This window comes from Cryobacterium sp. M15 (genome assembly GCF_002929675.1).
Lineage (GTDB): Bacteria > Actinomycetota > Actinomycetes > Actinomycetales > Microbacteriaceae > Cryobacterium > Cryobacterium lyxosi.
On record NZ_PJJW01000037.1, the window covers coordinates 133436 to 157140 of the forward strand.

At 64.9% G+C, this 23705-nt stretch carries 21 protein-coding genes; 10 read left to right on the forward strand and 11 right to left on the reverse strand.

What is annotated here, in order from left to right:
• Positions 1 to 29: 29 nt before the first annotated feature.
• Positions 30 to 851 carry a thymidylate synthase gene (locus CXY83_RS09170; RefSeq protein ID WP_104197057.1) on the forward strand — a complete coding sequence of 274 codons (822 nt, stop codon included), beginning with the start codon at positions 30 to 32 and terminating at the stop codon, positions 849 to 851.
• A complete protein-coding gene (locus CXY83_RS09175; protein ID WP_104197058.1) occupies positions 848 to 1351 on the forward strand; it encodes a dihydrofolate reductase in 504 nt (167 codons plus the stop codon). The genes CXY83_RS09170 and CXY83_RS09175 overlap by 4 nt, the downstream gene beginning before the upstream one ends.
• Before the next feature lie 133 nt (positions 1352 to 1484).
• Here the strand turns inward: CXY83_RS09175 and rbfA are convergent, their stop codons facing one another.
• The 6 genes from rbfA to ispG form a co-directional block, all read right to left on the reverse strand.
• Positions 1485 to 1961 (reverse strand): 30S ribosome-binding factor RbfA, encoded by a 477-nt coding sequence (rbfA, locus tag CXY83_RS09180; RefSeq protein WP_104197059.1) that lies wholly within the window; start codon positions 1959 to 1961, stop codon positions 1485 to 1487.
• A gap of 224 nt (positions 1962 to 2185) precedes the next feature.
• Positions 2186 to 5050: a translation initiation factor IF-2 gene (gene infB / locus CXY83_RS09185; protein ID WP_104197060.1), complete on the reverse strand. Its 2865-nt coding sequence runs from the start codon at positions 5048 to 5050 to the stop codon at positions 2186 to 2188.
• Between the two features lie 76 nt (positions 5051 to 5126).
• Positions 5127 to 5384, reverse strand: a complete 258-nt coding sequence (locus CXY83_RS09190; RefSeq protein WP_104127324.1) for a YlxR family protein — start codon at positions 5382 to 5384, stop codon at positions 5127 to 5129.
• Positions 5385 to 5392: 8 nt separating this feature from the next.
• The gene (gene nusA / locus CXY83_RS09195) at positions 5393 to 6430 is read right to left on the reverse strand and encodes a transcription termination factor NusA (protein WP_104197061.1); all 1038 of its coding nucleotides are present in this window, start codon (positions 6428 to 6430) and stop codon (positions 5393 to 5395) included.
• 183 nt (positions 6431 to 6613) lie between these two features.
• Entirely contained in the window at positions 6614 to 8389 is a 1776-nt protein-coding gene (locus CXY83_RS09200; RefSeq protein ID WP_104197062.1) for a proline--tRNA ligase, read from the reverse strand.
• A gap of 120 nt (positions 8390 to 8509) precedes the next feature.
• Positions 8510 to 9664 (reverse strand): flavodoxin-dependent (E)-4-hydroxy-3-methylbut-2-enyl-diphosphate synthase, encoded by a 1155-nt coding sequence (gene ispG / locus CXY83_RS09205; protein WP_174775246.1) that lies wholly within the window; start codon positions 9662 to 9664, stop codon positions 8510 to 8512.
• A gap of 306 nt (positions 9665 to 9970) precedes the next feature.
• On the opposite strand from ispG, the gene CXY83_RS09210 reads away from it, so the two are divergent.
• The gene (locus tag CXY83_RS09210; RefSeq protein WP_104197064.1) at positions 9971 to 11155 is read left to right on the forward strand and encodes an acetyl-CoA C-acetyltransferase; all 1185 of its coding nucleotides are present in this window, start codon (positions 9971 to 9973) and stop codon (positions 11153 to 11155) included.
• Between the two features lie 150 nt (positions 11156 to 11305).
• Here the strand turns inward: CXY83_RS09210 and CXY83_RS09215 are convergent, their stop codons facing one another.
• The gene (locus tag CXY83_RS09215; RefSeq protein ID WP_104197065.1) at positions 11306 to 12685 is read right to left on the reverse strand and encodes an RIP metalloprotease; all 1380 of its coding nucleotides are present in this window, start codon (positions 12683 to 12685) and stop codon (positions 11306 to 11308) included.
• A 108-nt stretch (positions 12686 to 12793) separates the two neighbouring features.
• Between CXY83_RS09215 and CXY83_RS09220 the strand changes: the two genes are divergently transcribed.
• Entirely contained in the window at positions 12794 to 14089 is a 1296-nt protein-coding gene (locus CXY83_RS09220; RefSeq protein WP_233200733.1) for a serine/threonine-protein kinase, read from the forward strand.
• Positions 14086 to 14607 carry a mucin-associated surface protein gene (locus CXY83_RS09225; protein ID WP_104197066.1) on the forward strand — a complete coding sequence of 174 codons (522 nt, stop codon included), beginning with the start codon at positions 14086 to 14088 and terminating at the stop codon, positions 14605 to 14607. The genes CXY83_RS09220 and CXY83_RS09225 overlap by 4 nt, the downstream gene beginning before the upstream one ends.
• Before the next feature lie 12 nt (positions 14608 to 14619).
• Here CXY83_RS09225 and dxr read toward each other — a convergent pair whose 3' ends face one another.
• Positions 14620 to 15702, reverse strand: a complete 1083-nt coding sequence (gene dxr, locus CXY83_RS09230; protein ID WP_104197067.1) for a 1-deoxy-D-xylulose-5-phosphate reductoisomerase — start codon at positions 15700 to 15702, stop codon at positions 14620 to 14622.
• Between the two features lie 44 nt (positions 15703 to 15746).
• Here dxr and CXY83_RS09235 point away from each other — a divergent pair, with 44 nt between their 5' ends.
• Positions 15747 to 16586, forward strand: coding sequence for a lysophospholipid acyltransferase family protein (locus CXY83_RS09235; protein WP_369831142.1), 840 nt, complete (start codon positions 15747 to 15749; stop codon positions 16584 to 16586).
• Positions 16587 to 16638: 52 nt separating this feature from the next.
• Entirely contained in the window at positions 16639 to 17985 is a 1347-nt protein-coding gene (locus CXY83_RS09240; RefSeq protein WP_104197068.1) for an aminotransferase class III-fold pyridoxal phosphate-dependent enzyme, read from the forward strand.
• A 125-nt stretch (positions 17986 to 18110) separates the two neighbouring features.
• Here CXY83_RS09240 and CXY83_RS09245 read toward each other — a convergent pair whose 3' ends face one another.
• Together CXY83_RS09245 and CXY83_RS09250 are read right to left on the reverse strand one after the other, a co-directional pair.
• Positions 18111 to 19265 carry a hypothetical protein gene (locus CXY83_RS09245; RefSeq protein ID WP_104197069.1) on the reverse strand — a complete coding sequence of 385 codons (1155 nt, stop codon included), beginning with the start codon at positions 19263 to 19265 and terminating at the stop codon, positions 18111 to 18113.
• Positions 19262 to 19621 carry a PadR family transcriptional regulator gene (locus tag CXY83_RS09250; RefSeq protein ID WP_104197070.1) on the reverse strand — a complete coding sequence of 120 codons (360 nt, stop codon included), beginning with the start codon at positions 19619 to 19621 and terminating at the stop codon, positions 19262 to 19264. Before CXY83_RS09250 ends, CXY83_RS09245 begins: the two co-directional genes overlap by 4 nt.
• Positions 19622 to 20133: 512 nt before the next feature.
• Between CXY83_RS09250 and CXY83_RS09260 the strand changes: the two genes are divergently transcribed.
• Positions 20134 to 20634, forward strand: a complete 501-nt coding sequence (locus CXY83_RS09260; protein WP_104197072.1) for a hypothetical protein — start codon at positions 20134 to 20136, stop codon at positions 20632 to 20634.
• Between the two features lie 81 nt (positions 20635 to 20715).
• Here CXY83_RS09260 and CXY83_RS09265 read toward each other — a convergent pair whose 3' ends face one another.
• Positions 20716 to 21198, reverse strand: a complete 483-nt coding sequence (locus CXY83_RS09265) for an OsmC family protein (RefSeq protein ID WP_104197073.1) — start codon at positions 21196 to 21198, stop codon at positions 20716 to 20718.
• A 77-nt stretch (positions 21199 to 21275) separates the two neighbouring features.
• Between CXY83_RS09265 and gabT the strand changes: the two genes are divergently transcribed.
• Both gabT and CXY83_RS09275 read left to right on the forward strand, forming a co-directional pair.
• Positions 21276 to 22676 carry a 4-aminobutyrate--2-oxoglutarate transaminase gene (gene gabT / locus CXY83_RS09270; RefSeq protein WP_104197074.1) on the forward strand — a complete coding sequence of 467 codons (1401 nt, stop codon included), beginning with the start codon at positions 21276 to 21278 and terminating at the stop codon, positions 22674 to 22676.
• A 4-nt stretch (positions 22677 to 22680) separates the two neighbouring features.
• A complete protein-coding gene (locus CXY83_RS09275) occupies positions 22681 to 23673 on the forward strand; it encodes an asparaginase (RefSeq protein ID WP_104197075.1) in 993 nt (330 codons plus the stop codon).
• Positions 23674 to 23705 lie beyond the last annotated feature (32 nt).

The window sequence follows — 23705 nt, forward strand, 5'->3', positions numbered from 1 at the left end:
ATCCCGGCTTCGCCGCGTACGATTGAGCGGTGACCGTACCCACTTCTTTTGCTGCCGATGCCCAGTATTCAGCGCTTCTTCGCGATACCCTCCAGAATGGCGCTCGAAAGGCCGACCGCACCGGAACCGGAACCCGCAGCGTGTTCGGCCGCCAGCTGCGCTTCGATCTGGCCGACGGTTTTCCGCTCGTGACCACCAAACGAGTGCATTTCGCGTCGATTGCCTACGAACTTCTCTGGTTTCTGCGCGGCGACTCCAACGTCACCTGGCTGCAGGAAAAGGGCGTGCGCATCTGGAACGAATGGGCCGACGAAAACGGCGAACTCGGCCCGGTCTACGGGGTGCAGTGGCGATCTTGGCCCGCCCCCGACGGAGCGACCATCGACCAGATCAGCGACGTGCTCAATACCCTGCGCACCGATCCGGACTCGCGGCGCATGATCGTCTCGAGTTGGAATGTAGCCGACCTTTCGAAAATGGCGCTCGCTCCCTGCCACGCCCTGTTCCAGTTCTACGTCGCCGACGGCAAGCTTTCCTGCCAGCTGTACCAGCGCAGCGCCGATCTTTTTCTCGGGGTACCGTTCAATATCGCCAGCTACGCCCTGCTCACCCAACTCGTTGCCGAACAGGCCGGCCTCGAGCTCGGCGAGTTCGTCTGGACCGGTGGGGACTGCCACATCTACGACAATCACGTCGACCAGGTCAACGAACAGCTTTCCCGCACGCCGTTTCCCTCCCCCCGGCTGCGCATCAAGCCGGGTCGCGCCAGCTTGTTCGACTACGAGTTCGACGACCTCGTCCTCGAGAATTACCAGCATCATCCCGCTATCAAGGGCGCGGTCGCGGTATGAAACTGGGCCTGATCTGGGCGCAGACGGTGGGTGGCGTCATCGGGGCTGACGGAGCTCTGCCCTGGCACCTTCCCGAAGACCTCGCCCATTTTCGTACCGTAACCCGGGGAGGCGCCGTCATTATGGGACGACGCACCTGGGATTCGCTCCCGGAGCGTTTTCGTCCCCTGCCGGGCCGGCAGAACGTCGTGATCACCCGGCAGCGGGGCTGGGACGCGGCGGGAGCATCCATTGCGCACAGTTTTGACGACGCCCTCGCCCACACCGAGGGGCCGGTCTGGGTGATCGGTGGCGCCGAAATCTTTCGGCTGGCCCTGCCCCAGGCCGACACCCTCGAGGTGACTGAGATCGACGCCTCGATCGCCGGTGACACTCTCGCGCCTAGCCTCGACGCCGCCTGGAGCCTGGTCAAGACAGATCCCGCGAACGGATGGCTCAGCTCCAGTACGGCGCTCCCCTACCGTTTCACCCGCTACGAGCGGTCCCCCGGCATCCGCTAGCCGGCCGCAGTGTGCAGCGGCGCCTCAGTCGGACGGGGCCCGGGCCCGGAACGCGGGCCCAGTTTATAACCTGGGCCCGGGGACGGGGCCCGGGCCCCGTCCGGAGTGAAGTGGTGAGGTGGCGTGAAGGGCGCTAGTGCTTCGCGGCGCTCTCGGCGCCAGGCTCGTCGTCGTCTTCTTCGAGGTCGTATTCGCGCGGCTTCTTGTACGGATCGGCTTCGCCGGCGTACGTAGCCGTGCCCTTGCCGTCTTCGGTCGCGGTATCGCGGTCATGCGCTTCGCGCAACAGGTCGTCGATCAAAGCCGCGTTCTCGGGAATGCCATCAGCGATGAATTCGATAGACGGCGTGAGCCTGGCGGTGATGTTCTTGCCGACTTCGCTGCGCATGAGGCCGGTTGCGGCCTTCAGGGCGGCTGCGCTGTCGGTGCGCTCCTCGATCGAACCGTACACGGTGTAGAACACCGAGGCGTGTTGGAGATCCCCGGTGACTTTCACGTCGGTGATAGTCACGAACCCGAGCCTCGGATCGCGCAGGCCACGTTCCAGCCGCTTGGCGATGATGACCTTAATGCGGTCCGCCATCTTTCTGGCGCGTTCCGGATCTGCCATGATTCACTCCTTATTAGCGGGCGCCGATGCGCCCGGTCGTCCTTAACTTTTTTCTCCGCCGCAGGATGACGGACATCCGCCTAGCAATTGAGGGTGCAAGCAAAATTTCCCACTAAATGGGAATCGGGGTACGGGTCCCGCTCTTTCCTTTGAGTAGGAAATTACGAAGACTCGACCCCAAAGGGGTCGGACTCAGATACCAAGTCCGACCCCCAAAACCAACGCTAGACGCGCGGCTTCTCCTTCATTTCGATGGTCTCGATCTCATCGCCAATTCGGATGTCGTTGAACTTGCCCAGTCCGATACCACACTCGAAGTCCGTGCGGACCTCGGTGACATCGTCCTTGAAGCGACGCAGCGACTCGATGCCCAGGTTGTCCCCCACCACGATGCCCTCGCGAATAACGCGAGCCTTGGCATTTCGGGTGATGGTACCGGAGCGCACGATGACACCGGCGACGTTTCCGAACTTCGACGAGCTGAAGACCTCGCGAATTTCGGCGATACCACTCTGGATCTCTTCGTACTCGGGCTTGAGCATTCCCTTGAGGGAATTCTCGATGTCCTCGAGGGCGGAGTAGATGACGGAGTAGAACCGTACGTCGACGCCTTCGCGAGCGGCACGCTCGCGGGCCTTCGTGTCGGGGCGAACGTTGAACCCGATGATGATGGCGTTGTCGACGGTGGCGAGGTTGACGTCGCTCTCCGTGACCGCACCGACACCACGGTGGATGATGCGCAGCTGAACCGAATCGTCGACCTCGATCTTGAGCAGCGACTCTTCCAGGGCCTCAACGGCACCGGAAACGTCACCCTTGATGATGAGGTTGAGCGACTCGACCTTGCCCTCTTCGAGGGCACGGGTGAAGTCTTCGAGGCTGATGCGCTTGCGGGCCTTGGCCAGCAGGGCGTTGCGCTCGGCGGCTTCACGCTTCTCGGCGATCTGACGGGCGGTGCGGTCTTCCTCGATGACAAGGAAGGTGTCGCCGGCGCGCGGGACGCTCGAGAGACCCTGCACCTGGACCGCGCGGGACGGCGTGGCGGCGAGAACGGCGACACCGTTTTCGTCGGCCATCGCACGAACGCGGCCGTAAGCCGTTCCGGCGACGATGGAGTCTCCCACGTGCAGCGTTCCGGACTGGATGAGCACGGTTGCCACCGCGCCGCGGCCCTTGTCGAGGCGAGCCTCGATGGCGACACCACGGGCATCCTTGTTCGGGTTGGAGCGCATGTCGAGTCCGGCATCGGCGACCAGGAGCACAGCATCAAGAATTTCCTGGATACCGGTCTTGTTCTTGGCCGACACGTCGACGAACATGACGTCTCCGCCGTACTCTTCCGCGACGAGGCCGAATTCGGTGAGCTGCTGACGCACCTTCTGCGGGTTCGCGCCGGGCTTGTCGATCTTGTTCACAGCCACCACGATCGGAACGTTGGCGGCCTGGGCGTGGTTGAGCGCCTCAATGGTCTGGGGCATGATGCCGTCATCGGCAGCGACCACGAGAATGGCGATGTCGGTGACCTGCGCGCCACGGGCACGCATGGCGGTGAACGCCTCGTGGCCTGGTGTGTCAATGAAGGTCAGCGCACGGTCGATACCCTCGTGCTCGGTGATGATCTGGTACGCACCAATGTGCTGCGTGATGCCACCGGCTTCACCCTCAGCGACCTTGGCGTTACGGATCGCGTCCAGAAGCGCGGTCTTACCGTGATCGACGTGACCCATGACGGTGACGACGGGAGGACGAATCTCGAGGTCTTCGTCGGTTTCATCTTCGAGTTCCTGGTCGATGTCGATGTCGAACGCGAGCAGCAGCTCACGGTCTTCGTCATCGGGAGAGACCATCTGAATCTTGTAACCGAGCTCGCTGCCCAGCACATCGAACGTCGCCTCGTCGAGGGACTCTGTTGCCGTGGCCATTTCACCGAGGTGGAACAGTACGGTAACGAGGTTTCCGGGGCTCGCGTCGATCTTGTCGGCGAAGTCCGTGATGGATGCTCCGCGACGAAGACGAACAACAGTTCCACCGTCGCCGCGGGGTACGGATACTCCACCCAGCGACGGGGCCTCGCGCAGTTCGAACTCTGCTCTCTTCGTGCGCTTGGACTTGCGCGCCTTGTTCTTGCCACCACCGCGGCCGAAGGCACCAGCAGTGCCACCGCCGGGGCCGCGACCGCGACCGGCTCCACCGCCACCGCCGGCAGGACGAGGCGGGCCGAAGCCGGGGGCTCCGGCAGGAGCACCGGGACGAGTGAATCCGGGGCGTGCCGCGCCGGCTCCGCCCGGGGCGCCACCAGGACGCTGGAAAGCGCCGGGCCGCTGGCCGAAGCCGGTCGGGCGAGCGGCCTGACCGGGTCCGCCGGGGCGCGGAGCGCCGGGGCGCGGTGCCGGCGGGCGCGGAATGTTGCTTGGGGTTGGTGTCGCGGGACGCTGGCCCATGCCCTGCGCACTCGCGAACGGGTTGTTACCCGGACGCGGCGGCTGGGTTGGACGCTGGCCCATGCCCTGGTTGCTGGCGAACGGGTTGTTACCCGGACGTGCTGCTCCGGGGCGAGGCATGCCGGGCTTGACCGGCGTAGCCGATCCTTCCGTAGTTTTCGCTTTGGGGGTCTCGGTGCTGGGCTTGTCGGCAGCGTCAGCGGCGGCGGCCTGGTCAGCGGCAGCAACTTTCTGGGCAGCTTCAGCTTTCTGGGCGGCCTGCGCCTGGCGCTCGGCCACGGTCAGCGGCGCGACCGGAAGGGGCGCGGCATCCGCTGCCGGGACAGACTCGACAACGACCGGGGATACCGGTTCAGCAACGGGCTTGGGGCCGGGACGAGCACCCGGCTTGGCGCCGTGGCTCGGTCGAGCAGGCGTTGCCGTAGTGGCAGCGCCAACAACGGCGCCAGCGACCTGCACGGGTGTTGCAGCCTTAGCAGCGGCGCTTTCCGACTCGAGAGCGGCGCGAAGGCGACGTGCCACCGGCGGTTCAACACTGGAAGACGGTCCCTTGACGAACTCGCCCATTTCTTTCAATTTAGCAAGGGCTACCTTGCTGTCTACTCCGAGCTCGGTAGCGATCTCGTGTACGCGTGGTTTCGCAGCCACAATTCTCCTGTTCCGGGCCTGCACCCGGAAAGGGGCAGGCCGTTAGTAACGGACGGGTCTCATTTCGAGCCGCTCATTAGTTATCCATAAGCCAATTCAGCCTGTTCTCTAGTTGTTTCGCGTCCAGTGACCTGGTCACGCGAAAGGCACGCCCGAAAGCGTGTCGCCTTACGGCATCCTGAAAGCACGAGTGGCGGGCATGCAGCCACGCACCTCTACCGGGGATTGTGGCGGTTTCATCCACCACAATTTCTGATTTCCCAGCAACGATCCGCAAAAGTGAGGATCGAGGGGCGCGCGAACGGCAGCCAATACACGTTCTAACGGGTTCCATCGTACCCCCTATTCGGCATCCTCCAGAATGCTGTCCGGCTGGATGTCGATTTTCGCACCGGTCAACTTGGCCGCGAGGCGGGCATTCTGGCCTTCCTTGCCGATCGCAAGGGACAGCTGGTAGTCGGGCACGAGGGCACGCACAGCCTTGATCGACTCGTCGATCACGTAGGCACTGGTCACCTTGGCCGGCGACAGGGCACTCGCGACGAAGGTCGCGAGGTCGGGCGAGAAGTCGACGATGTCGATCTTCTCGTTGTTGAGCTCAACGGTCACGGCGCGCACACGCTGGCCGAGCTCACCGATGCAGGCACCCTTGGCGTTGACGCCAGGCTCCGTGGCGCGCACGGCGATCTTGGTGCGATGTCCGGCTTCACGAGCAAGCGAGACGATCTCGACGACTCCGCTCGCGATCTCGGGCACCTCGAGAGCGAACAGTTTGCGCACGAGCGAGGGATGGGTGCGTGACACGGTGATCTGCGGGCCCTTGAGTCCGCGACCGACGGCCGTGACGAACACGCGAATGCGCGCGCCGTGCACGTAGCTCTCGGTAGGAACCTGCTCCTCGGGGGGCATGATCGCTTCGATCGTGCCGAGATCGACGTGAATCATGCGGGGGTTCGGTCCCTGCTGAATGATTCCGGCGATGATGTCACCCTCGCGACCCTTGAATTCACCGAGCACAGCGTCGTCCGCCAGGTCGCGCAGACGCTGGTTGATGACCTGCTTGGCGGCGAAGGCTGCGATACGCCCGAAATCGGTCGGGTTGTCGACGGCTTCGCCGACGACGTTGCCCTCGTCATCGTGCTCGGGAACGTAGATGTCGACGTGCCCGGTCTTGCGGTCGAGAACGACGCGCGCTTCGGGCACTTCCTGACCGGAGTGATTGGCATCAGCAATCTTCGAAGCTTCAAGCTTCGTCACATCTTGCTGGATGTGCTTGCCATAGGCAATCAGAATCGCCTGTTCAATGATGTGCACGAGTTCCTCAAAGGGAATCTCTTTTTCGCGCTCCAGTAGCCGCAAAACACTGAGGTCGATGTCCATGGCCGGCCTCCTCTATTCAGATCTTGCCGCCGCGAAACCGCGCAGCGGGCTGAAGACAACGGTACCCGAATCTGCGGCGTCCCGTCACCCACTCCCCCCGCGCCCGGCCGGTTGGGCGGGTTCGCTACAGAGCGGATGCTGCCGGCTCAGCCAGCCGGCAGCATCCGCTCGCGATGCGGTCGATCAGGCGAAGTGCTGGGCGAAGTGCAGTGCGACGTCGGCGACGTCGACCTGCTCGCGGTCGCCGGTACGGCGGTTCCACAGTTCGACGATGCCGTCAGCTGCGCCGCGGCCGACGATGACGATCCACGGCACGCCGATGAGTTCGGCGTCACCGAATTTGACGCCGGGTGAGACCTTACGGCGGTCGTCGTAGAGCACGTCGCGGCCGGTGGCCTCGATCGCAGCGACGACGGCCTCCGCGGTGTCGAAGACGATCTCGTCCCGGCCGGTGGCGATCACGTGTACGTCGAACGGGGTGACCGATTCGGGCCAGATCAGGCCCTTGGCGTCGTTGTTGAGTTCGGCGATGACCGCGAGGATGCGGGTGACGCCGATGCCGTATGAACCCATCGTGACCGTGACCAGCTTGCCGTTCTCGTCGAGAACCTTGAGGCCGAGTACCTCGGCGTACTTGCGGCCGAGCTGGAACACGTGCCCGATTTCCATACCGCGAATGAGTTCGACCGGGCCGGAGCCGTCGGGGGCCGGGTCGCCGGCGCGCACATCGGAGGCTTCGACCACATCGTCGATGGCGAAGTCGCGGCCGGCGACAAGACCGAACACGTGGCGGCCTGCTTCGTTGGCGCCGGTGATCCACTCGGTGCCAGAGACCACGCGCGGGTCGACCAGAAAACGGATGCCGGTGGTCGACGCCGTGCCGAGCACGACGCCCTGCGCACCCCACGGGCCGATGTAACCCTTGACCAGGCCGGGGTTCTTAGCGAAGTCGCCCTCGTTGGCGGCCTCAACCTCGGCCGGCGCGAACGCCACCTCGACGCGTTTGAGGTCGACCTCGCGGTTGCCGGGAACGCCGATCGCGATCAGTTCACGGGTGCCGTCCAGGCTGGTCAGCGCGAGCACGACGTTCTTGAGCGTGTCGGCTGCCGTCCACTCCCGACCATCAAGACGGGGATGTTCGGCGTTGGCCTTGTCGACCAGCGTCTGGATAGTCGGGGTGTTCGGGGTGTCGAAGACCTGCGCGGCGGGCAGCGCGGTGAAATCCTTGTCGGCCGGCACGAGGGTACGAAACGCCTCGATGTTGGCCGCGTAACCGCTGGCGCTGCGCACGAAGGTGTCTTCGCCGACGGGGGTGGGGTGCAGAAACTCTTCGCTCTTGGAGCCACCCATCGCGCCGGCATCCGCTTGCACGATCTCGTAATCAAGGCCGAAACGGGTGAAGATGCGCTCATAGGCATCGCGCTGCAGCTGGTAGCTGACGTCGAGTCCGGCGTCGGTGTAGTCGAACGAGTATGCGTCTTTCATGGTGAACTCGCGGCCGCGCAGCAGTCCGCCCCGCGAGCGGGCCTCATCGCGGTACTTGTCCTGAATCTGGTAAATCGCCAGCGGCAGGTCTTTATAGCTGCCATACAGGTCTTTCACCAGCAGCGCGAAGACCTCTTCGTGGGTCGGCGCGAGCAGCATGTCCGAGCCCTTGCGGTCTTTCAGGCGAAAAATCCCCTCGCCGTATTCGTCCCAGCGGCCGGTCACCTCGTACGGCTCGCGCGGCAGCAGGGCCGGAAAGTGCACCTCGTGCGCGCCAGCGGCGGTCATCTCCTCGCGGATGATGCGCTCCACTTTGGCCTTCACCCGCAGTCCGAGCGGCAGCCAGGCAAAAATACCCGGGGCCTGACGACGGATGTAGCCGGCCCGCACGAGCAGGCGGTGGCTGGTCACCTCGGCGTCGGAGGGGTCTTCGCGGAGAGTACGGAGGAAGTAGTTGGAGAGACGTGTAGGCACCCGTCTACCTTACGCGGGCGCCGCCATCCGCTCCGTCCGTTCGCTGCGTACGTTCGCTCTCCTCCGCTAGACGTCTTCGTGGCATTACCGTCGAATACGCTCGCCTCGAGATTAGACCTGCTACTTCGCGCCGACAGACACCGTGGGGCTGCCGAGCTCGGCGGCGGGCATCTCTGCAGCGAGACGGTTGGCCTCTTCGATGAGCGTGGCCACGATCTCGGACTCGGGCACGGTCTTGATGACCTCGCCGCGCACGAAGATCTGACCCTTGCCGTTGCCGCTGGCGACGCCAAGGTCGGCCTCGCGGGCCTCCCCCGGTCCATTGACGACGCAACCCATGACCGCGACACGCAGCGGCACAGTCATGCCCTCGAGCCCATCGGTGACGTCATTGGCGAGCTTGTAAACATCCACCTGCGCCCGGCCGCAGCTCGGGCAGGAGACGATCTCGAGCTTGCGTTCGCGCAGGTTGAGCGACTGCAGAATCTGCAGGCCCACCTTGATCTCCTCGACCGGAGGGGCACTCAGGGACACACGGATAGTGTCGCCAATGCCCTCGCCGAGCAGGATGCCGAATGCTGTTGCGCTCTTGATCGTGCCCTGGAAGCTCGGGCCAGCCTCGGTGACGCCGAGGTGCAAGGGCCAGTCGCCTCGTTCAGCGAGCAAACGGTAGGCCTTGACCATGATCACCGGGTCGTTGTGCTTGACCGAGATTTTGAAGTCGTGAAAGTCGTGTTCCTCGAAGAGGCTCGCCTCCCAGACGGCGCTCTCGACGAGCGCCTCAGGGGTAGCTTTGCCGTATTTTTGCATGAGGCTCGGCTCGAGCGATCCGGCGTTGACTCCGATGCGCAGGCTCACGCCCGCCGCCTTCGCGGCAGCAGCGATCTTGCCGACCTGGTCGTCGAACTTGCGGATGTTGCCGGGGTTGACCCGCACGGCAGCGCAGCCAGCGTCGATCGCGGCGAAGACATAGTTCGGCTGGAAGTGGATATCCGCGATCACCGGAATCTGGCTCTTCTTCGCGATGATCGGCAGCGCCTCGGCATCATCGCGCGTCGGAACCGCCACGCGCACGATGTCGCAGCCGGTCGCCGTGAGTTCGGCGATCTGCTGGAGCGTTGCATTGATGTTTGTCGTCGGAGTCGTCGTCATTGATTGCACGCTCACTTGAGCATTGCCACCGACCAGGACCTTTCCGACCTTGATCTGACGGGATTTACGTCTGGGAGCGAGTACCTCAGGTACTTTGGGCATCCCCAAGTTGATTGCAGCCACGGTCCTAGCTTAGTTGTCGCAGTCTGCGCCAAGCTGAATGCCGCCCCCTCATCCTCGCCCTGCTGCTGTGCACGCCACTGAACAGAGAACAGGTCTCCGCCGACACCGGGGCTGGAAGCGGCCGGTACTCGTGACTCGTCGTGTTCACACGTCGGACACAGCGCGCACTGCCGCCGTGCGGGTTGGCCGATTTCAGCAATCCAGGGTTTTGAGATGGCACAGTCCAGAGTTCTCTGAAGATATCTGGGGCGCACCCTAATATGCTGGGAAGGTGGTATGTAGCATCTCATAGACGAAGGAGTCTCCATGACCGAAACAGACGTCGTAATCCTGGCCGGATCACGCACCCCGCAGGGTCGCGTGAACGGGCAGCTCTCATCCCTCACCGCCGTTGACCTCGGCGCCGCCGCCATTGAAGGGGCCCTCGCCCGGGCCGGAGTAGCTCCGGAGCAGGTCGACTTCGTGCTCATGGGGCAGGTACTACAAGCCGGCTGCGGGCAGAATCCGGCGCGGCAGTCCAGCGTGGCTGCGGGCATCCCCTGGAACGTGCCGGCCATGACGCTCAACAAGGTGTGCCTGTCCGGCCTGGCCGCCGTGATCGACGCCGCCCGGCTGGTGCGGCTCGGCGAAGCGGATGTCGTCGTGGCCGGTGGCCAGGAATCCATGTCGCGCGCTCCCCACCTGCTGCCCGGCGCACGCCAAGGTTGGGCTTACGGAACCGTATCGGCCCTCGATCACGCCGCCCACGACGGGCTCACCGACGCGTTCGACGGACTCTCGATGGGACTCTCGACGGAGCGCGCCAACGTTGAACTCGGCCAAACCCGGCTCGAGCAGGACGAAATCGCCGCCGCCTCGCACCAGCGGGCCGCCGCGGCCGCAGCCCATGACGTCTTTCACGACGAGATCACGCCCATCAGCGTGCCGCAGCGTAAGGGCGAGCCGCTCCTGATCAGCACCGACGAAGGAGTGCGTGCCGAGAGCACGACCGAGACGCTCGGCCGATTGCGCCCGGCATTCGACCCGGCGGGAAGCATCACCGCCGGCAACGCGGCGCCACTGAGCGACGGCGCGAGCGCGATCGTCGTGACCAGCCGCGCCTGGGCGGAGAAGCACGGTCTGCCCTGGCTGGCCGTGATTGAGGCCAACGGCCAGGTCGCTGGCCCCGACAACTCCCTGCACTCCCAGCCGGCCAACGCGATCACGCATGCACTCGCCCGCCAGGGCTGGACCGTGGCGGACCTCGACGTGATCGAGATCAACGAGGCCTTCGCCTCGGTCGTGGCGCAGTCGTCGAAGGTGCTCGGGGTGAGCGCCGACGAGGTGAACATTCACGGCGGTGGCATCGCGATCGGTCACCCCATCGGGTCGAGCGGCGGGCGCATTGCCCTGCATGCCGCGCTTGAACTGGCGCGTCGCGGCACCGGCAAGGCCGCCGTGGCCCTATGCGGCGGCGGCGGCCAGGGCGAAGCGCTGCTGTTGTCGCGGTAGCTTTTTCTCGCGGAAGGTTTTTTCTGGGTCGGAACGGCGGGGCCTGGACGTGCCGCGAGCGTAACCAGATCATCGTCCCGCCGTGCGGTCAACAGGATCAGTTCAACAGTAGAGTCATACCCGCTGGTGAGAATCGGGTAGCGCAGTGCGCTACCCGAAGAAGTTGATCGGCTTGACAATGTCGGCGTAGATGAGCAACAGGCTCATCCCGCCGAGTAGAACAACGACCGCCAGCGTAAGCGGCATGAGCTTGGCCATGTCGACCGGCCCCGGATCTGGCCGTTTGAACAGTTTCGCGAAGAATCGGCGGATACCTTCCCACAGAGCCCCGGCAACGTGGCCGCCGTCGAGCGGCAGCAGCGGCACGAGGTTGAAGACGAACAGGGCGATATTCAGCGATCCGAGCAAGCCGAGCATGCTCGCGACCTTGGTCGCGACCGGGATCGTGTCCAGGCTCGCGAGTTCGCCGGCCACCCGGCCGACACCGACCACGCTGATCGGTCCGTTCAGGTCGCGCTCCCCCGGGCCGAACGCAGCATTGGCCACGGCCACGAGCCGGTCGGGCAGGTTGAGGATCACGTGCGCGACTCCGGCGATGTTGTCGCCGACTGCGGGTAGCACGGCGGTCGCTGGCTGCGGTACGAGTTCGCTGGCCGCTCCGATTCCGACGAAGCCGACCTCCTCGGTAATCGCAGCGCCGGAAGCATCCGTTTTGACTTTGTTATCGGCGGTGTAAACGTAACGTTCGGTGAGTTTGGGGGTGAGCGAGAGATCGACGTCGGCACCGGCCCGTTCCACGACGACGGCGAGGGTGCGACCGGGTGCCGAGCGGATGATCTCGGTCGACTGCTCCCAGCTCGCGATGGCGGTGCCGCCGATACTGACCAGTCGGTCTCCGGGCAGTAGACCGGCAGCGGCGCCGGGTGATGCTTCATCAGTGGCCGCGCAGGTCTGTCGGTCGTTTGATGCGGCCAGCACACACTCGCTCACGCTGCCAACGCTGGTGCTGATCTGCGCGCTGCCGAATCCCATGAGCAAAATTGCGAACATCACGATCGCGATGAGCAGGTTCATGGTCGGCCCGCCGAGCATGATGATCACGCGTTTGTAGACCGGCAGTTGGTAGAACGCGCGGTGATCTTCACCCTCGCCGATGGTCTCCGCGCTGGCCTGGCGGGCATCGTCGACCAGGGTGGACAGGGCACTGGTTTTCTTCTCCGGTGCGCCCTCCTGCACCATCTGGTCGAAGAAGCCGGTGGTGGTGCTGCGGGGGGCTCCGCCCTTCTTGGAAGGCGGAAACATGCCGATCATGGCGATATAGCCACCCAGAGGCAGCGCTTTGACGCCGTATTCCGTCTCGCCCTTGGTGCGCGACCAAATCGTGGGTCCGAAGCCGATCATGTATTGGGTGACCTTGACGCCGAAGAGCTTCGCGGGCACGAGGTGGCCGATCTCATGCAGGCCGATGGACACGGCGAGCCCGACGACGACGATCGCGACGCCCAGTATGAATAGCAGTACGGTTTCCACTGTCGTAGAGTAACTGCATCAAGCTGCAAAGCGGCTGGCTGTGAACGTCGTCCACCCGTTACAGGGGTGCATGTGCTTTGCTAGAGCGCGGATGCATCAGGAGGTCCCGTGTCTTACGAACCTGTTCCCACGCAGAAGCTGCCCGTTCCCGCCACACTTGGCCCGGTCGGCAGCTTGCTGGCCGACCGTTTTTCAATCGAGAGCCTGGTCGGCGCAGGCGGGATGGCATCCGTTTATCGAGCGACCGATACCGCGCTCGGCCGAACCGTAGCCGTCAAATTGTTTCGAGCCGATGGAGGTGCCTCCGAGCCCGAACGCCAGAGCGGCGAAATCGCCTTGCTGGCAAGCCTGAACCATTTTGCTCTGGTCACCCTGTTCGACGCCGGTACTGCAGTCGTCGACGGCGCCTCGCGCACCTTCATCGTGATGGAATTCGTCGACGGCCCCGACCTGCGCACCCGCATCGAGAGCGGCCCGCTGCCGAGCCTCAATGTGGCCATAATGGGCGCCGACCTGGCCGAAGCGCTGCACTACGTGCACGAGCAGGGCATCATTCACCGAGACGTCAAACCGGCCAACGTCTTGCTGGCGCCGTCGGGTTTTCCCGGGCGCGGCATGCACGCCAAGCTCGCCGATTTCGGTATTGCCCGGCTCCTCGACGAGACCCGCCTGACGGCGACCGGGTCGTTGCTCGGTACCGCCAGCTATCTCAGTCCCGAGCAAGCGCTCGGTGGAGTTATCGCCGCGCCAACGGATGTCTATTCGCTCGGCCTGGTGCTGCTGGAATGTCTCACGGGAGTGCGCGCCTACCCCGGAACCGCCGTGGAATCGGCGATGGCGCGGCTGCAGCGTCAGCCGGAGATTCCCAGCCAACTCGGCCGCCGGTGGACCGACGTTCTCCGCGCCATGACCGCCCGCGATTTCGCCGACCGGCCCACTGCCGCCGACGCCGCCGGGTTGTTGCGTGCGCTCGCCACCGGCGCCGGCAGCAATGCCGATGCGCCCACCGTACTGTTGCCCGCGGCGGCGCCCACTGCCACCCTGTTGCTGCCGGCTGCTGCGCCCGACCCTACTTTGTTGCTTCCCGCCGCCGCGCCCGACCCCACGTTGCTGCTGCCCGCTAACGCTGACGCCCAGACCGAGATTCTGAAAACCGACGCTCCCGCCAGCATCCCCGCGTCCAGCATCCCCGCGTCCAGCATCCCCGCCAAGCCGCGCCGCCCCGTGCGCCGCCAGGTACTCCTCATGGTCGCGAGTGGGCTCACCGTGATCGGCCTCGCTGTCGCCGCCCTGCTCCTGCTCAACCCGGCCGAAGCGCCAGTCGCGGTACCACCGAGCTATCCGGCCGTGGACGGCACGCTGGGCACCCACCTTCAAATTCTTCAGGAAAGCGTGAACCCATGAATCGACGCTATCGACTGACCCTGTCCGTGGCCGCCCTGCTCCTCCTGCCGCTGACCGGTTGCACGGCCACCCCCGTCGACCTGCCTGCTGCCACCGCCGAGCAACTGCAAGGCGAGATTCTGGCGATCAGTGAAGCTTCCGCCGCCGGAGACTTCGCCAACGCTCAATCGTTGCTCACCGCCATGCAAGAGAATCTGCGCACGGCAGCCGCTTCCGGCGAGGTCGGCTCCGAACGATCGGCATCGATACAATCCGCGATCAATCTGGTACGAGACGATTTGACCGCTGAGATCGATGCCGCCGTCGTGGCCGCGGAGGCCGCGGCTCAGGCCGCTGCGGAAGCCGCAGCGGCGGCTGCGCAGCAGAACGACGAAGACGCCAAGAACCGCGCCGAACAGGATCAGAAAAACGCAGAGAACGCTCGGGAAGACGCCAAAGACGCCGCGGAAGAGGCCAAAGAAGCCCGGGAGGACTGCCTCAACGATAAGGACAAGGTCGAGGCCGGCGAGTGCAACTAGCGCACTAGTGCGTCAGCGCTTTGCTATCAGCTTGTCGGCGGCGTCACGCGCCCACCGTTCGGCCTCAGCCAGCGACTCCCGGGTAAGATTTGGTCCCTGTTCGTGGGATTCGACCACGCGCAGCACCGTGTCGACGATATCCAGGAAGCCGATGCGCCCAGCGTGAAAGGCAGCAACGGCCTGCTCGTTGGCCGCGTTGAATACCGCGGGATAGGTGCCACCCATGCGGCCGACCTTTTTGGCCAGTTCGACCGCTGGAAAAGCCGCGTTGTCGAGGGGTTCAAAAGTCCAGCTGTGCGGCACGGTCCAGTCGATCGGAGTGCCAACCGCGGCGACCCGGTTCGGCCAGTCCAGCCCGAGCGAGATCGGCAGCCGCATGTCCGGGGGGCTTGCCTGCGCGATCGTCGACCCATCGACGAATTCGACCATCGAATGCACCACTGATTGCGGGTGGACGACAGCGTCGATGCGGTCATATTCCACGTCGAACAACAGGTGCGCCTCGATGATCTCCAGGCCCTTGTTCACGAGGGTGGCCGAGTTGGTGGTCACCACGAGGCCCATGTTCCAGGTCGGGTGGGCGAGGGCCTCCGCGGGAGTGACCCGGGCAAGCTGCTCCCGGGTGAAACCTCGAAACGGCCCACCGGATGCCGTCAGCACGAGTCGACGCACCTCCGGCGGGGTTCCGGCAAGCAATGCCTGTGCGATGGCGGAGTGTTCGGAATCGACCGGCACGATCTGCCCGGGTGCCGCCAGCGACTTCACCAGATCACCGCCGACAATGAGCGACTCCTTATTGGCCAGGGCCAGGATGCGACCAGCCTTCAATGCGGCGAGCGTCGGTCCGAGACCGACCGAACCGGTGATGCCGTTCAGCACGACGTCGGCGTCGATGTCCCGCACAAGCTGCTCGGCAGCATCCGCTCCCAGGGCGGTGTGCTCGACCTGGAAGTCGAGGGCTTGCACCGCGAGCAGGTCGCGGTTACTGCCGGCCGCGAGGCCAACCACCTCGAATCGGTCAGGGTGGGAACGGATGACGTCGAGGGCCTGGGTTCCGATCGAGCCCGTGGACCCAAGGATAATTACTCTCTGCACCCCTCCATGCTAGGTGCACGCCGTCGGAGAGGTAGTGTCAACGGGTGACTGGTGCCAAAGCAGAACCCGATAACACTGATGCAACCGACACGAGCGACAGCACTCCCGCAGCCGTCACGCCAGACCCGACTGCTGACCAGCCCGACGAACCCGAACGCGTGAAACGACCAGGTTTCGTCTATTTTCTCGGCTACGGCATCATGGCCCCCGTCGCCCGCGTCGTGTTTCGCCCACGAATCTTGGGCCGCGAGAACATCCCTGCCACCGGACGCGTCATTCTGGCCAGTAATCATCTCTCCTTCATCGACAGCATCGTCATACCGCTGGTCGCTACCCGACGGGTGCAATTTCTAGCCAAATCGACCTACTTCACCGGAACCGGTTTTCGGGGCTGGGTCTCCCGAACCTTCTTCACCGCGATCGGGGCCATTGGCGTGGAACGCGGCGCCGGTCAGGCAGCGCAGGTTGCTCTCGATGAGGGCCGCGCGGTACTCGACGCCGAGGGCGCGTTCGCGATCTACCCGGAGGGCACGCGTTCACTCGACGGCCGCCTCTATAAGGGACGCACCGGCGTTGCCTGGCTGGCCCTCACCACGGGCGCTGTCGTGGTTCCGGTTGGACTGATCGGCACACAGGAGATTCAGCCGGTGGGAACCACCCTGCCGCGCATCCGCAAGATCACGGTCGCTTTCGGCAAGCCGCTCGACCTCAGCCATCACGGCCAGGCCACATCGGGGAAGGCCCGCCGCCAGGCAACGGATGAGATCATGGCGGCCATTCACGGCCTGTCCGGCCAGGAATTGGCTCATGCCTACAACGAATCGCCACCGGTCGGCACGCTGAATCGCCTCGCTCGCCGCGTCTTTCCGCGCGAACGCCTGTAGCCGTAAACCTCAGACGGTCGGCCACAAGCGCCGACAGTCATAGGCTGGACTAATGACTGCAACGTATTCGGTGCCCCAGCAACGCAAACTCGTCACGGCTCTTCCCGGGCCCAAGTCGGTCGAACTTCAGGCCAGGCGGGAGAAGTCGGTCGCCCGCGGCGCCGGCACCCTCGCCAACATCTACATGGATCACGGCGCAGGAGCGATCCTGGTCGACGTCGACGGCAACCAGATCATCGACCTCGGCAGTGGTATCGGGGTGACCACCATCGGTCATGCGCATCCGGATGTCGCGGCGGCGGCATCCGCCCAGGCAGCGAAGCTGACCCACACCCTATTCACGGTAACTCCCTACGAAAACTATGTGGCGGTAGCCGAGAAGCTCGCCGAGATCACCCCCGGCGACTTTGAAAAGCACTCGATTCTGGTCAACACCGGCGCTGAGGCCGTTGAGAACGCGGTCAAGATTGCCCGCAAGTTCACCGGCCGCCGTGCCATCGTGGCCCTCGACCACGCTTTCCACGGACGCACCAACCTGACCATGACAATGACCTATCGCCCCTGGCCGGAACGTGCCGGCATGGGTCCGTTCCCCGGTGAGATTTACAGTGTGCCCACCAGCTACCCGTTCCGCGACGGGCTCAGCGGGCTCGAAGCGGCCGAGAAGACCATCGACTACATCACGACTCACATCGGAGCGACCGAGATCGCGGCGTTCTTCGTCGAGCCGATCCAGGGCGACGGCGGCATCATCATTCCTGCGCCCGGCTATTTCAAGCGCATTCGCGAATTCTGCACCGAGAACGGTATCGTCTTCGTCGCCGATGAGATTCAGGCCGGCATCGCCCGCACCGGCGTCTGGTATTCGATCGAGCACCACGACGTCGTGCCCGACCTCGTCACCACGGCCAAGGGAATCGCCGGCGGCTTTCCCCTCGCCGCCGTCACCGGCCGCGCCGACATCATGGATTCCGTGCAGCCTGGGGGTATCGGCGGCACCTTCGGCGGCAACCCGGTCTCAACCGCAGCCGCCCTCGCGGTGTTCAACCTCATCGAGCGGGACAACCTGCTGGGCGAGGCGAAGCGCGTCGAGGCCGCACTCTGGGCACGGATTGGTGACTGGGCGCAGAAGTTCTCCATCGTCGGCGAGGTTCGCGGCAAGGGCGCCATGTTCGGTGTCGAGCTCGTGCACCCCGGCACCAGAAAGCCCTACCCCGAAGCGCTCACCGCGGTGATCAAGCACGCGACGACAAACGGGGTCATCGCGCTGGATGCCGGCAGCTGGGATTCCGTGCTGCGCATCATGCCGAGTGTTGTGATCTCCGACGAACTGATCGACGACGCTGCGACCGTGCTCGAAGAAGCACTGACCGCCCTGGTGGCCGCCTACCCCGCGTAGTCCCCTCCGTCGTCGCTCCCCGTCACCGAGCCGTGAGTTCAAGGCCCGTCCAGCGCTGAAGTGGTCTCAGGCCCGCAGTTCGGCGGGTCAAAGTCACGGCGTGGGTGGCTGAAGCGGTGGGCTCGTCATTGTTCAGCCACTGGCGCAGCGGATGCTGCCGGTTCCGGCGATAGCATGGGCGCTAGTGTCGTTGCCGGCGAAGGTATCGGCGAAGGTGCCAGCGAGGGTGCTGGCGAAGGCTCTCCCGCAGCGGGCAGGTCGACCAGCGGCCGTACCTGGGCGAACGGGAACGGCGCGGGCGTGGCATCCGCCTGGGAGGCCTGGCCGAGATAATCGTAGGTGTAGTCGATGTCGGCCGAGGTCACCAGCCGCAGCGGGTACACGTTCCAGCCGCTGCCGCCCGGTACCAGCAGGCTCGGCACGACCATGTCCTGCTCGCCGGCCGCATCAAGCTGCGGCAGGTACTTGGTATTGGCCGGGTCAACGACTACGTTGAGCGCGCGACCGTCCTGGTCGAACAACTGCACGTCGGTGAGCGGCTGGCCATTAGCGTCGTAGGCGAACAGGTTGGTCACCGCCCGGCCGTTCTGCACGAGTCCCGGCGAGCTGCTCGGGGTGGAATCCACATATGCGCTGGCCTCTACATTCACTGCCTGATGCGCCGTGAGCACCAGCACCAGGGGTAAGACAAGGAGCGCGCACACGCTGACCACGGTGCGAAAGCCAGGAAGCCAACGCCAGGGCAGCCAACGGCCGCGACCCCACTGCACGCTCAAAATTACGAAGGACCCGAGAACCAGCCAACGCACCGGGTCGGTCGGCACGGTACTGATCGCACCTCCCAAGAATATTTCCGCGACCGCATAGACGACCCAGCCGCGCAGCACCCACCACAGCGGGCGCAACACGAGCAGAAAGTCGAGTACGGCCGCACCGGCCGCAGTCGAGCGGATGCGCCGGGCCGCGCCCGCCCGCACGGCACCGGCCCGGGCGCGCAGCCGGCGCAGCGCCGACACCTGAACCGCCGGCGTAGCTCCCCGCACGGGAAGCCCGGCCGCGCCGCGCAACTCGTCGGCGTAGGCGACCGGATCGCCGAGCTCGAGGTCTGGCGCAGCGACACCAGTATCGGCACCAGCGAAGTCAGCGGCCTGCTCGGTCAGGTCGGCCTCGAGGCCGTCAGTGAGGTCGTCGATATCGTCGGCCGGCAAATCGCTCAGGGCGGCCCGCACGGCCAGGGCGAAGTCGCGAATGGGCTGGGTCGTGGTGGCAGTGTCGCTCATGAGTTGTCGCCGATCGTGAGTAGGGGAACTGCGGGCTGGGGCTGTTCGAGCAGCCGGGTGAGGGTATCGGCGAAGTGAGTCCAGTTCGCACGGTGTTCGGCGAGCATGGCCCGGCCGTTCGCGTTCATGCCGTAGTACTTACGGTGCGGCCCCCCGTCGGAGGGCACGACGTAGCTGGACAGCGCCCCCGCGCTGTACAGTCGCCGGAGGGTGCCGTAGACCGACGCGTCGCCGACCTCATCGAGCCCGGCGGCGCGCAACCGACGCACGATGTCGTAGCCATAGCCGTCGTCATCGACGATCACGGCCAAAACGGCCATATCGAGCACCCCCTTGAGCAACTGGGTGGTATCCATCGGTATCCCTTCCGATTAGCACTGGTCTTCAACGCATCCCACGCTACTACGCAAACCGCGCTACTGCGCCATCCACAATCAGAGCCGATCTCGCCGCGCCGTGAGTTTCGGCTCGTTCCAGCAGCGAAAAGCGCTCAAATTCACGGCTCGACGACGCCTAGCACGCTCCAACCGTCGCGACCGGCTCCGGACCGGCCGGACTACACTTGCGCGTGGAAGCGGATTCCGTGCAGTGAACGAGCGGGGGCTCAATGAATTTCCGTAATGCCGGTGGCAATATTTCCCGCAGTGGTCAGCCCACACGCGCAATGGAGACATCGAGGCGCAGGCAGGCTACGGTGATCGCCCGCACAGCGATAGTTATGCTGTCGGCACTCGTGCTTTCCGGATGCGCCTCACCCGCGCCAGCTACCCCGGAAACGAGCGTGTCACCAACGCAAGCCCACACAACGCCAGCGGCCCCGCACAAGGTTGACAGAGAGGGGACGGCCGCGAGCGTTTCGACCATCACGATGAGCGGTTCGCAGTTGATGAGCGAGACGGCTATCGAGCAGCCGCGCTCCAGCGTTGACTTTGCGGAGGGGACGGACGCCGCCGTGGTCTTCCTCAGCGACGCACTGGCGACTGCGCCAGAGCTATCGACGAGCGAGATCGAGGCGTGCAGCAACGTGACGGCCCGCTATTCCTGGGGCGGCACCGCGCTCGTGCTCGATGTCTGGGAACCAGCAGGTTTTGTTGTCACCTTCAACGAGCCCAGTTTCAATGGTGTCGCCCTGAAAAGCAGCGGCAACTTCGCGGTCGGCGACAATGCCCAAGCTTTCTTCGATGCACTTCCCCGCGAGCAGGCTGTCGACGAGTACAACGACGGCTCTGGGCCCTTCGTCTATGACAAAGTAGCGGATGCGTCCCCGTGGGGCGAAAGCAACGCCTACGGAGGCGTGGCCCGCCTTGTGACCGGCGGAGAAGTCGTCAGCATCGTGGCGCCCGATACGACACGCGCCTTCTACTGCTAAACCTGCTCGTCGAGACGCGAGTTTCGGCTCGTATCAGCGCCGGAAAGCACTCAAGCTCACAGCTCGGCAGCGCACCAGCGCTCAGGCGGTGGTCACCGGCTCGTGACCGACCGGAAAATTCACCGAGGCCGCGATAAAGCATTCCCGGGCAGCCTCGGCGTGCAACGACTGCGCGAACTCGACCTGCTCGGGGTCGGTGATCGTCACCCGTGGCCGCAGCGTGACCGTCGTGAAGTGGCCACCGCCCCCGTGAAGCTGTTCCATCGTGCCGACCGGGGCATCCGTGTAGGCCGTCACGGTCACCCCGTTTCGGGCGGCTACGTGCAGGTACGACAAAAGATGGCACTGGCTGAGCGCCGCGAGCAGAAGCTCCTCCGGGTTCCAGCGATCATTGTCGCCGTGAAAGGTCGGATCGGACGAACCGCTGATTGCGGCCTTGTCAGGGGATGCCCGGCCGGCCGGCGAAATCAGATGGTCGCGTCCGTATGCCTTGTAGTGACTCGTTCCGGTGCCGCGATTGCCGGTCCACTCGACCCGCACCGCATATTCATGCACTCCGTTCATGCTTCTCCCTTGGCTCTATACGATTCTTGCAGCCGGTTCAGGTTCACGACGCTCACGGTCGGTAAAGTGGTCTCATCATGACTGACACCCTTATCGACCCTGCTACCGTTTCCGCACCGACATACTCGGTTACGCAAGAACGAAAGATCGTGACCGCCATTCCCGGTCCGATCTCAGCGGCGTTGCATGAGCGGCGCCGAGCGGTCGTCTCCGACGGCGTCAGCTCCATGCTCCCCGTCTACATCAAGAAGGCCAACGGAGCGATCGTCGTCGACGTTGACGGAAACCAGTTCATCGACCTCGGTGCCGGAATCGGCGTGACCACGATCGGCCACACCGAAACCAGCGTTGTCGCGGCGGCCGTCGAACAGTCCCAGGACTTCATCCACACCCTGTTCACCATCACGCCGTACGAAGAATACGTGCGCGTCGCCGAGCTGCTGGCCGAGCACACCCCGGGCGATTTTCCCAAGAAGAGTGTGCTCATCAACTCCGGCGCCGAAGCCGTCGAGAACGGCGTGAAGATCGCCCGCAAGTACACCGGCCGTCGTGCCGTCGCCGTGCTCGACCACGCCTACCACGGTCGCACCGTGCTGACCATGGCCATGAACTACAAGGCCATGCCATACGCCACCGGCTTCGGCCCGCTCGCCAGCGACGTCTACCATGCACCGAGTTCCTACCCCTATCACGATGGTCTGACCGGTGCCGAGGCGGCCGTCCGTACCATCACGTACCTCGACAAGGTGATCGGGGCATCCGACCTGGCCTGCCTTGTCGTCGAACCCATCCAGGGTGAGGGAGGTTTCATGGTGCCAGCGGATGGCTACCTGCCGGCCCTGCAGAAATGGTGCACCGCCAACGGTGTCGTCATGATCGCCGATGAGATTCAAAGCGGCATGGCCCGCTCGGGCAAGTACTTCGCGAGCGAGCACTTCGGGTGGATCCCCGACCTCGTCCTCACCGCCAAGGGCATTGCCGGCGGCTTCCCGCTTGCCGCTGTTACCGGCCGCGTCGAGATCATGGATGCCTCGCAGCCCGGCGGCCTCGGCGGCACCTTCGGTGGCAATCCGGTCGCGTGCGCCGCCGCCATCGCCGTATTCGACGCGATCGAGGCCAACAACCTGCTCGGCGAGGCAATGCGCATCGAAAAGTCCCTCACCGCGGGGCTGACCGTGCTGAAGAACAAGTACGACATCATCGGCGAGATTCGGGGCCACGGCGCCATGATGGCAATCGAGCTCGTGCAGCCAGGCACCGGCGACACCACGAAAACGCCGAACGCCGCCGCGGTGAGCGCCATCTCCACCTACGCCGGCCAGCACGGGGTTCTGCTGCTGACGGCCGGCACTTACGGCAACGTGCTGCGCTTCCTGCCCAGCCTGGCACTGTCCGATGCGCTCATCGTCGACGCCCTCTCGGTGATCGACGACGCCATCGCTGCACACGCCGCAGCACTCACCGAGTCGTCACTCTAACGCCGTGACTGAAACTTTCACGGTCGACGATTCCGTCGAGCTCGCCATCGTCGAGCGCAGCGGCTTCGTCGAATCCCGTCACGCCGGTTCGGCAATCGTGCTCGGCACCAACGGTGAGGTGTTGCGTGCGCTCGGCGACGTAACCAGTCCGATCTTTCCCCGTTCGGCGATGAAACCTTTCCAGGCCGTCGCGGTCATGGCGAGTGGCGCCGCCCTGCGGGGAGCGGATGCTGCCATCGCCACGGCCAGTCACAGCGGCACCGCCGCCCACATCGATCTCGTTCGCGGGCTCCTCTCCCGCGCGCAAGTGCCCGAGACTGCGCTCGCCTGCCCGGCGGCCTGGCCGATCGATTCCGCCGCCCGCGACACCCTCGTACGCCTCGGTGCCAGCACGGCGCCGATCTATATGGAGTGTTCCGGTAAGCACGCGGCAATGCTCGTGGCATGCCAGCAGAACGGTTGGGCGCTGGAAGGGTATCTGGACCCTTCGCATCCGTTGCAAAAGCGTATTCTCGACGTGCTGGAACGCTTCACCGGCGAGCGGCCGGTCGCCTCGGGCGTCGATGGCTGCGGCGCCCCGGTGCACGCGATCTCCCTCACCGGGCTGGCCCGTGGCATCGCCCGCATCAGTACGAGCAAGTCGAACTCACCGTTTGCGATTTACCGCGAGGCCGGTTTTCTGGCCGAAGCAGTGCGCGCCAATGGCTGGGTTGTGGCCGGACCCGGCCACTCCGACAGCATCGTGATCGACCGACTCGGCCTGTTTATGAAGGGCGGCGCCGAGGGCATCATGGTCGCTGCTGCCGAGAACGGCACCACCGTGGCGTTGAAAATCCTCGACGGCAACCTGCGCGCCGCTGCGGCGGTGGCACTGAGCCTGCTGGCCGATGCCGGCGCAATCGCCCGAACGGATGTCGCTGAGCTGCTGCCCGAGCTCGGTCTCACCGTGACCGGCGGCGGCTTACCGGTCGGCGAGATTCGCGCCAGCTACGTGTAAAGAAGCTATTCCAGCTTCGCCAGCCGCCGCGC

Coding starts and splice junctions, on each gene's coding strand:
- CXY83_RS09175 (WP_104197058.1), top strand. CDS start 848: ATGAAACTGGGCCTGATCTGGGCGCAGACGGTGGGTGGCGTCATCGGG.
- rbfA (WP_104197059.1), bottom strand. CDS start 1,961: ATGGCAGATCCGGAACGCGCCAGAAAGATGGCGGACCGCATTAAGGTC.
- CXY83_RS09190 (WP_104127324.1), bottom strand. CDS start 5,384: ATGGAACCCGTTAGAACGTGTATTGGCTGCCGTTCGCGCGCCCCTCGA.
- nusA (WP_104197061.1), bottom strand. CDS start 6,430: ATGGACATCGACCTCAGTGTTTTGCGGCTACTGGAGCGCGAAAAAGAG.
- CXY83_RS09210 (WP_104197064.1), top strand. CDS start 9,971: ATGACCGAAACAGACGTCGTAATCCTGGCCGGATCACGCACCCCGCAG.
- CXY83_RS09225 (WP_104197066.1), top strand. CDS start 14,086: ATGAATCGACGCTATCGACTGACCCTGTCCGTGGCCGCCCTGCTCCTC.
- CXY83_RS09240 (WP_104197068.1), top strand. CDS start 16,639: ATGACTGCAACGTATTCGGTGCCCCAGCAACGCAAACTCGTCACGGCT.
- CXY83_RS09245 (WP_104197069.1), bottom strand. CDS start 19,265: ATGAGCGACACTGCCACCACGACCCAGCCCATTCGCGACTTCGCCCTG.
- CXY83_RS09250 (WP_104197070.1), bottom strand. CDS start 19,621: ATGGATACCACCCAGTTGCTCAAGGGGGTGCTCGATATGGCCGTTTTG.
- CXY83_RS09260 (WP_104197072.1), top strand. CDS start 20,134: ATGAGCGGTTCGCAGTTGATGAGCGAGACGGCTATCGAGCAGCCGCGC.
- CXY83_RS09265 (WP_104197073.1), bottom strand. CDS start 21,198: ATGAACGGAGTGCATGAATATGCGGTGCGGGTCGAGTGGACCGGCAAT.
- gabT (WP_104197074.1), top strand. CDS start 21,276: ATGACTGACACCCTTATCGACCCTGCTACCGTTTCCGCACCGACATAC.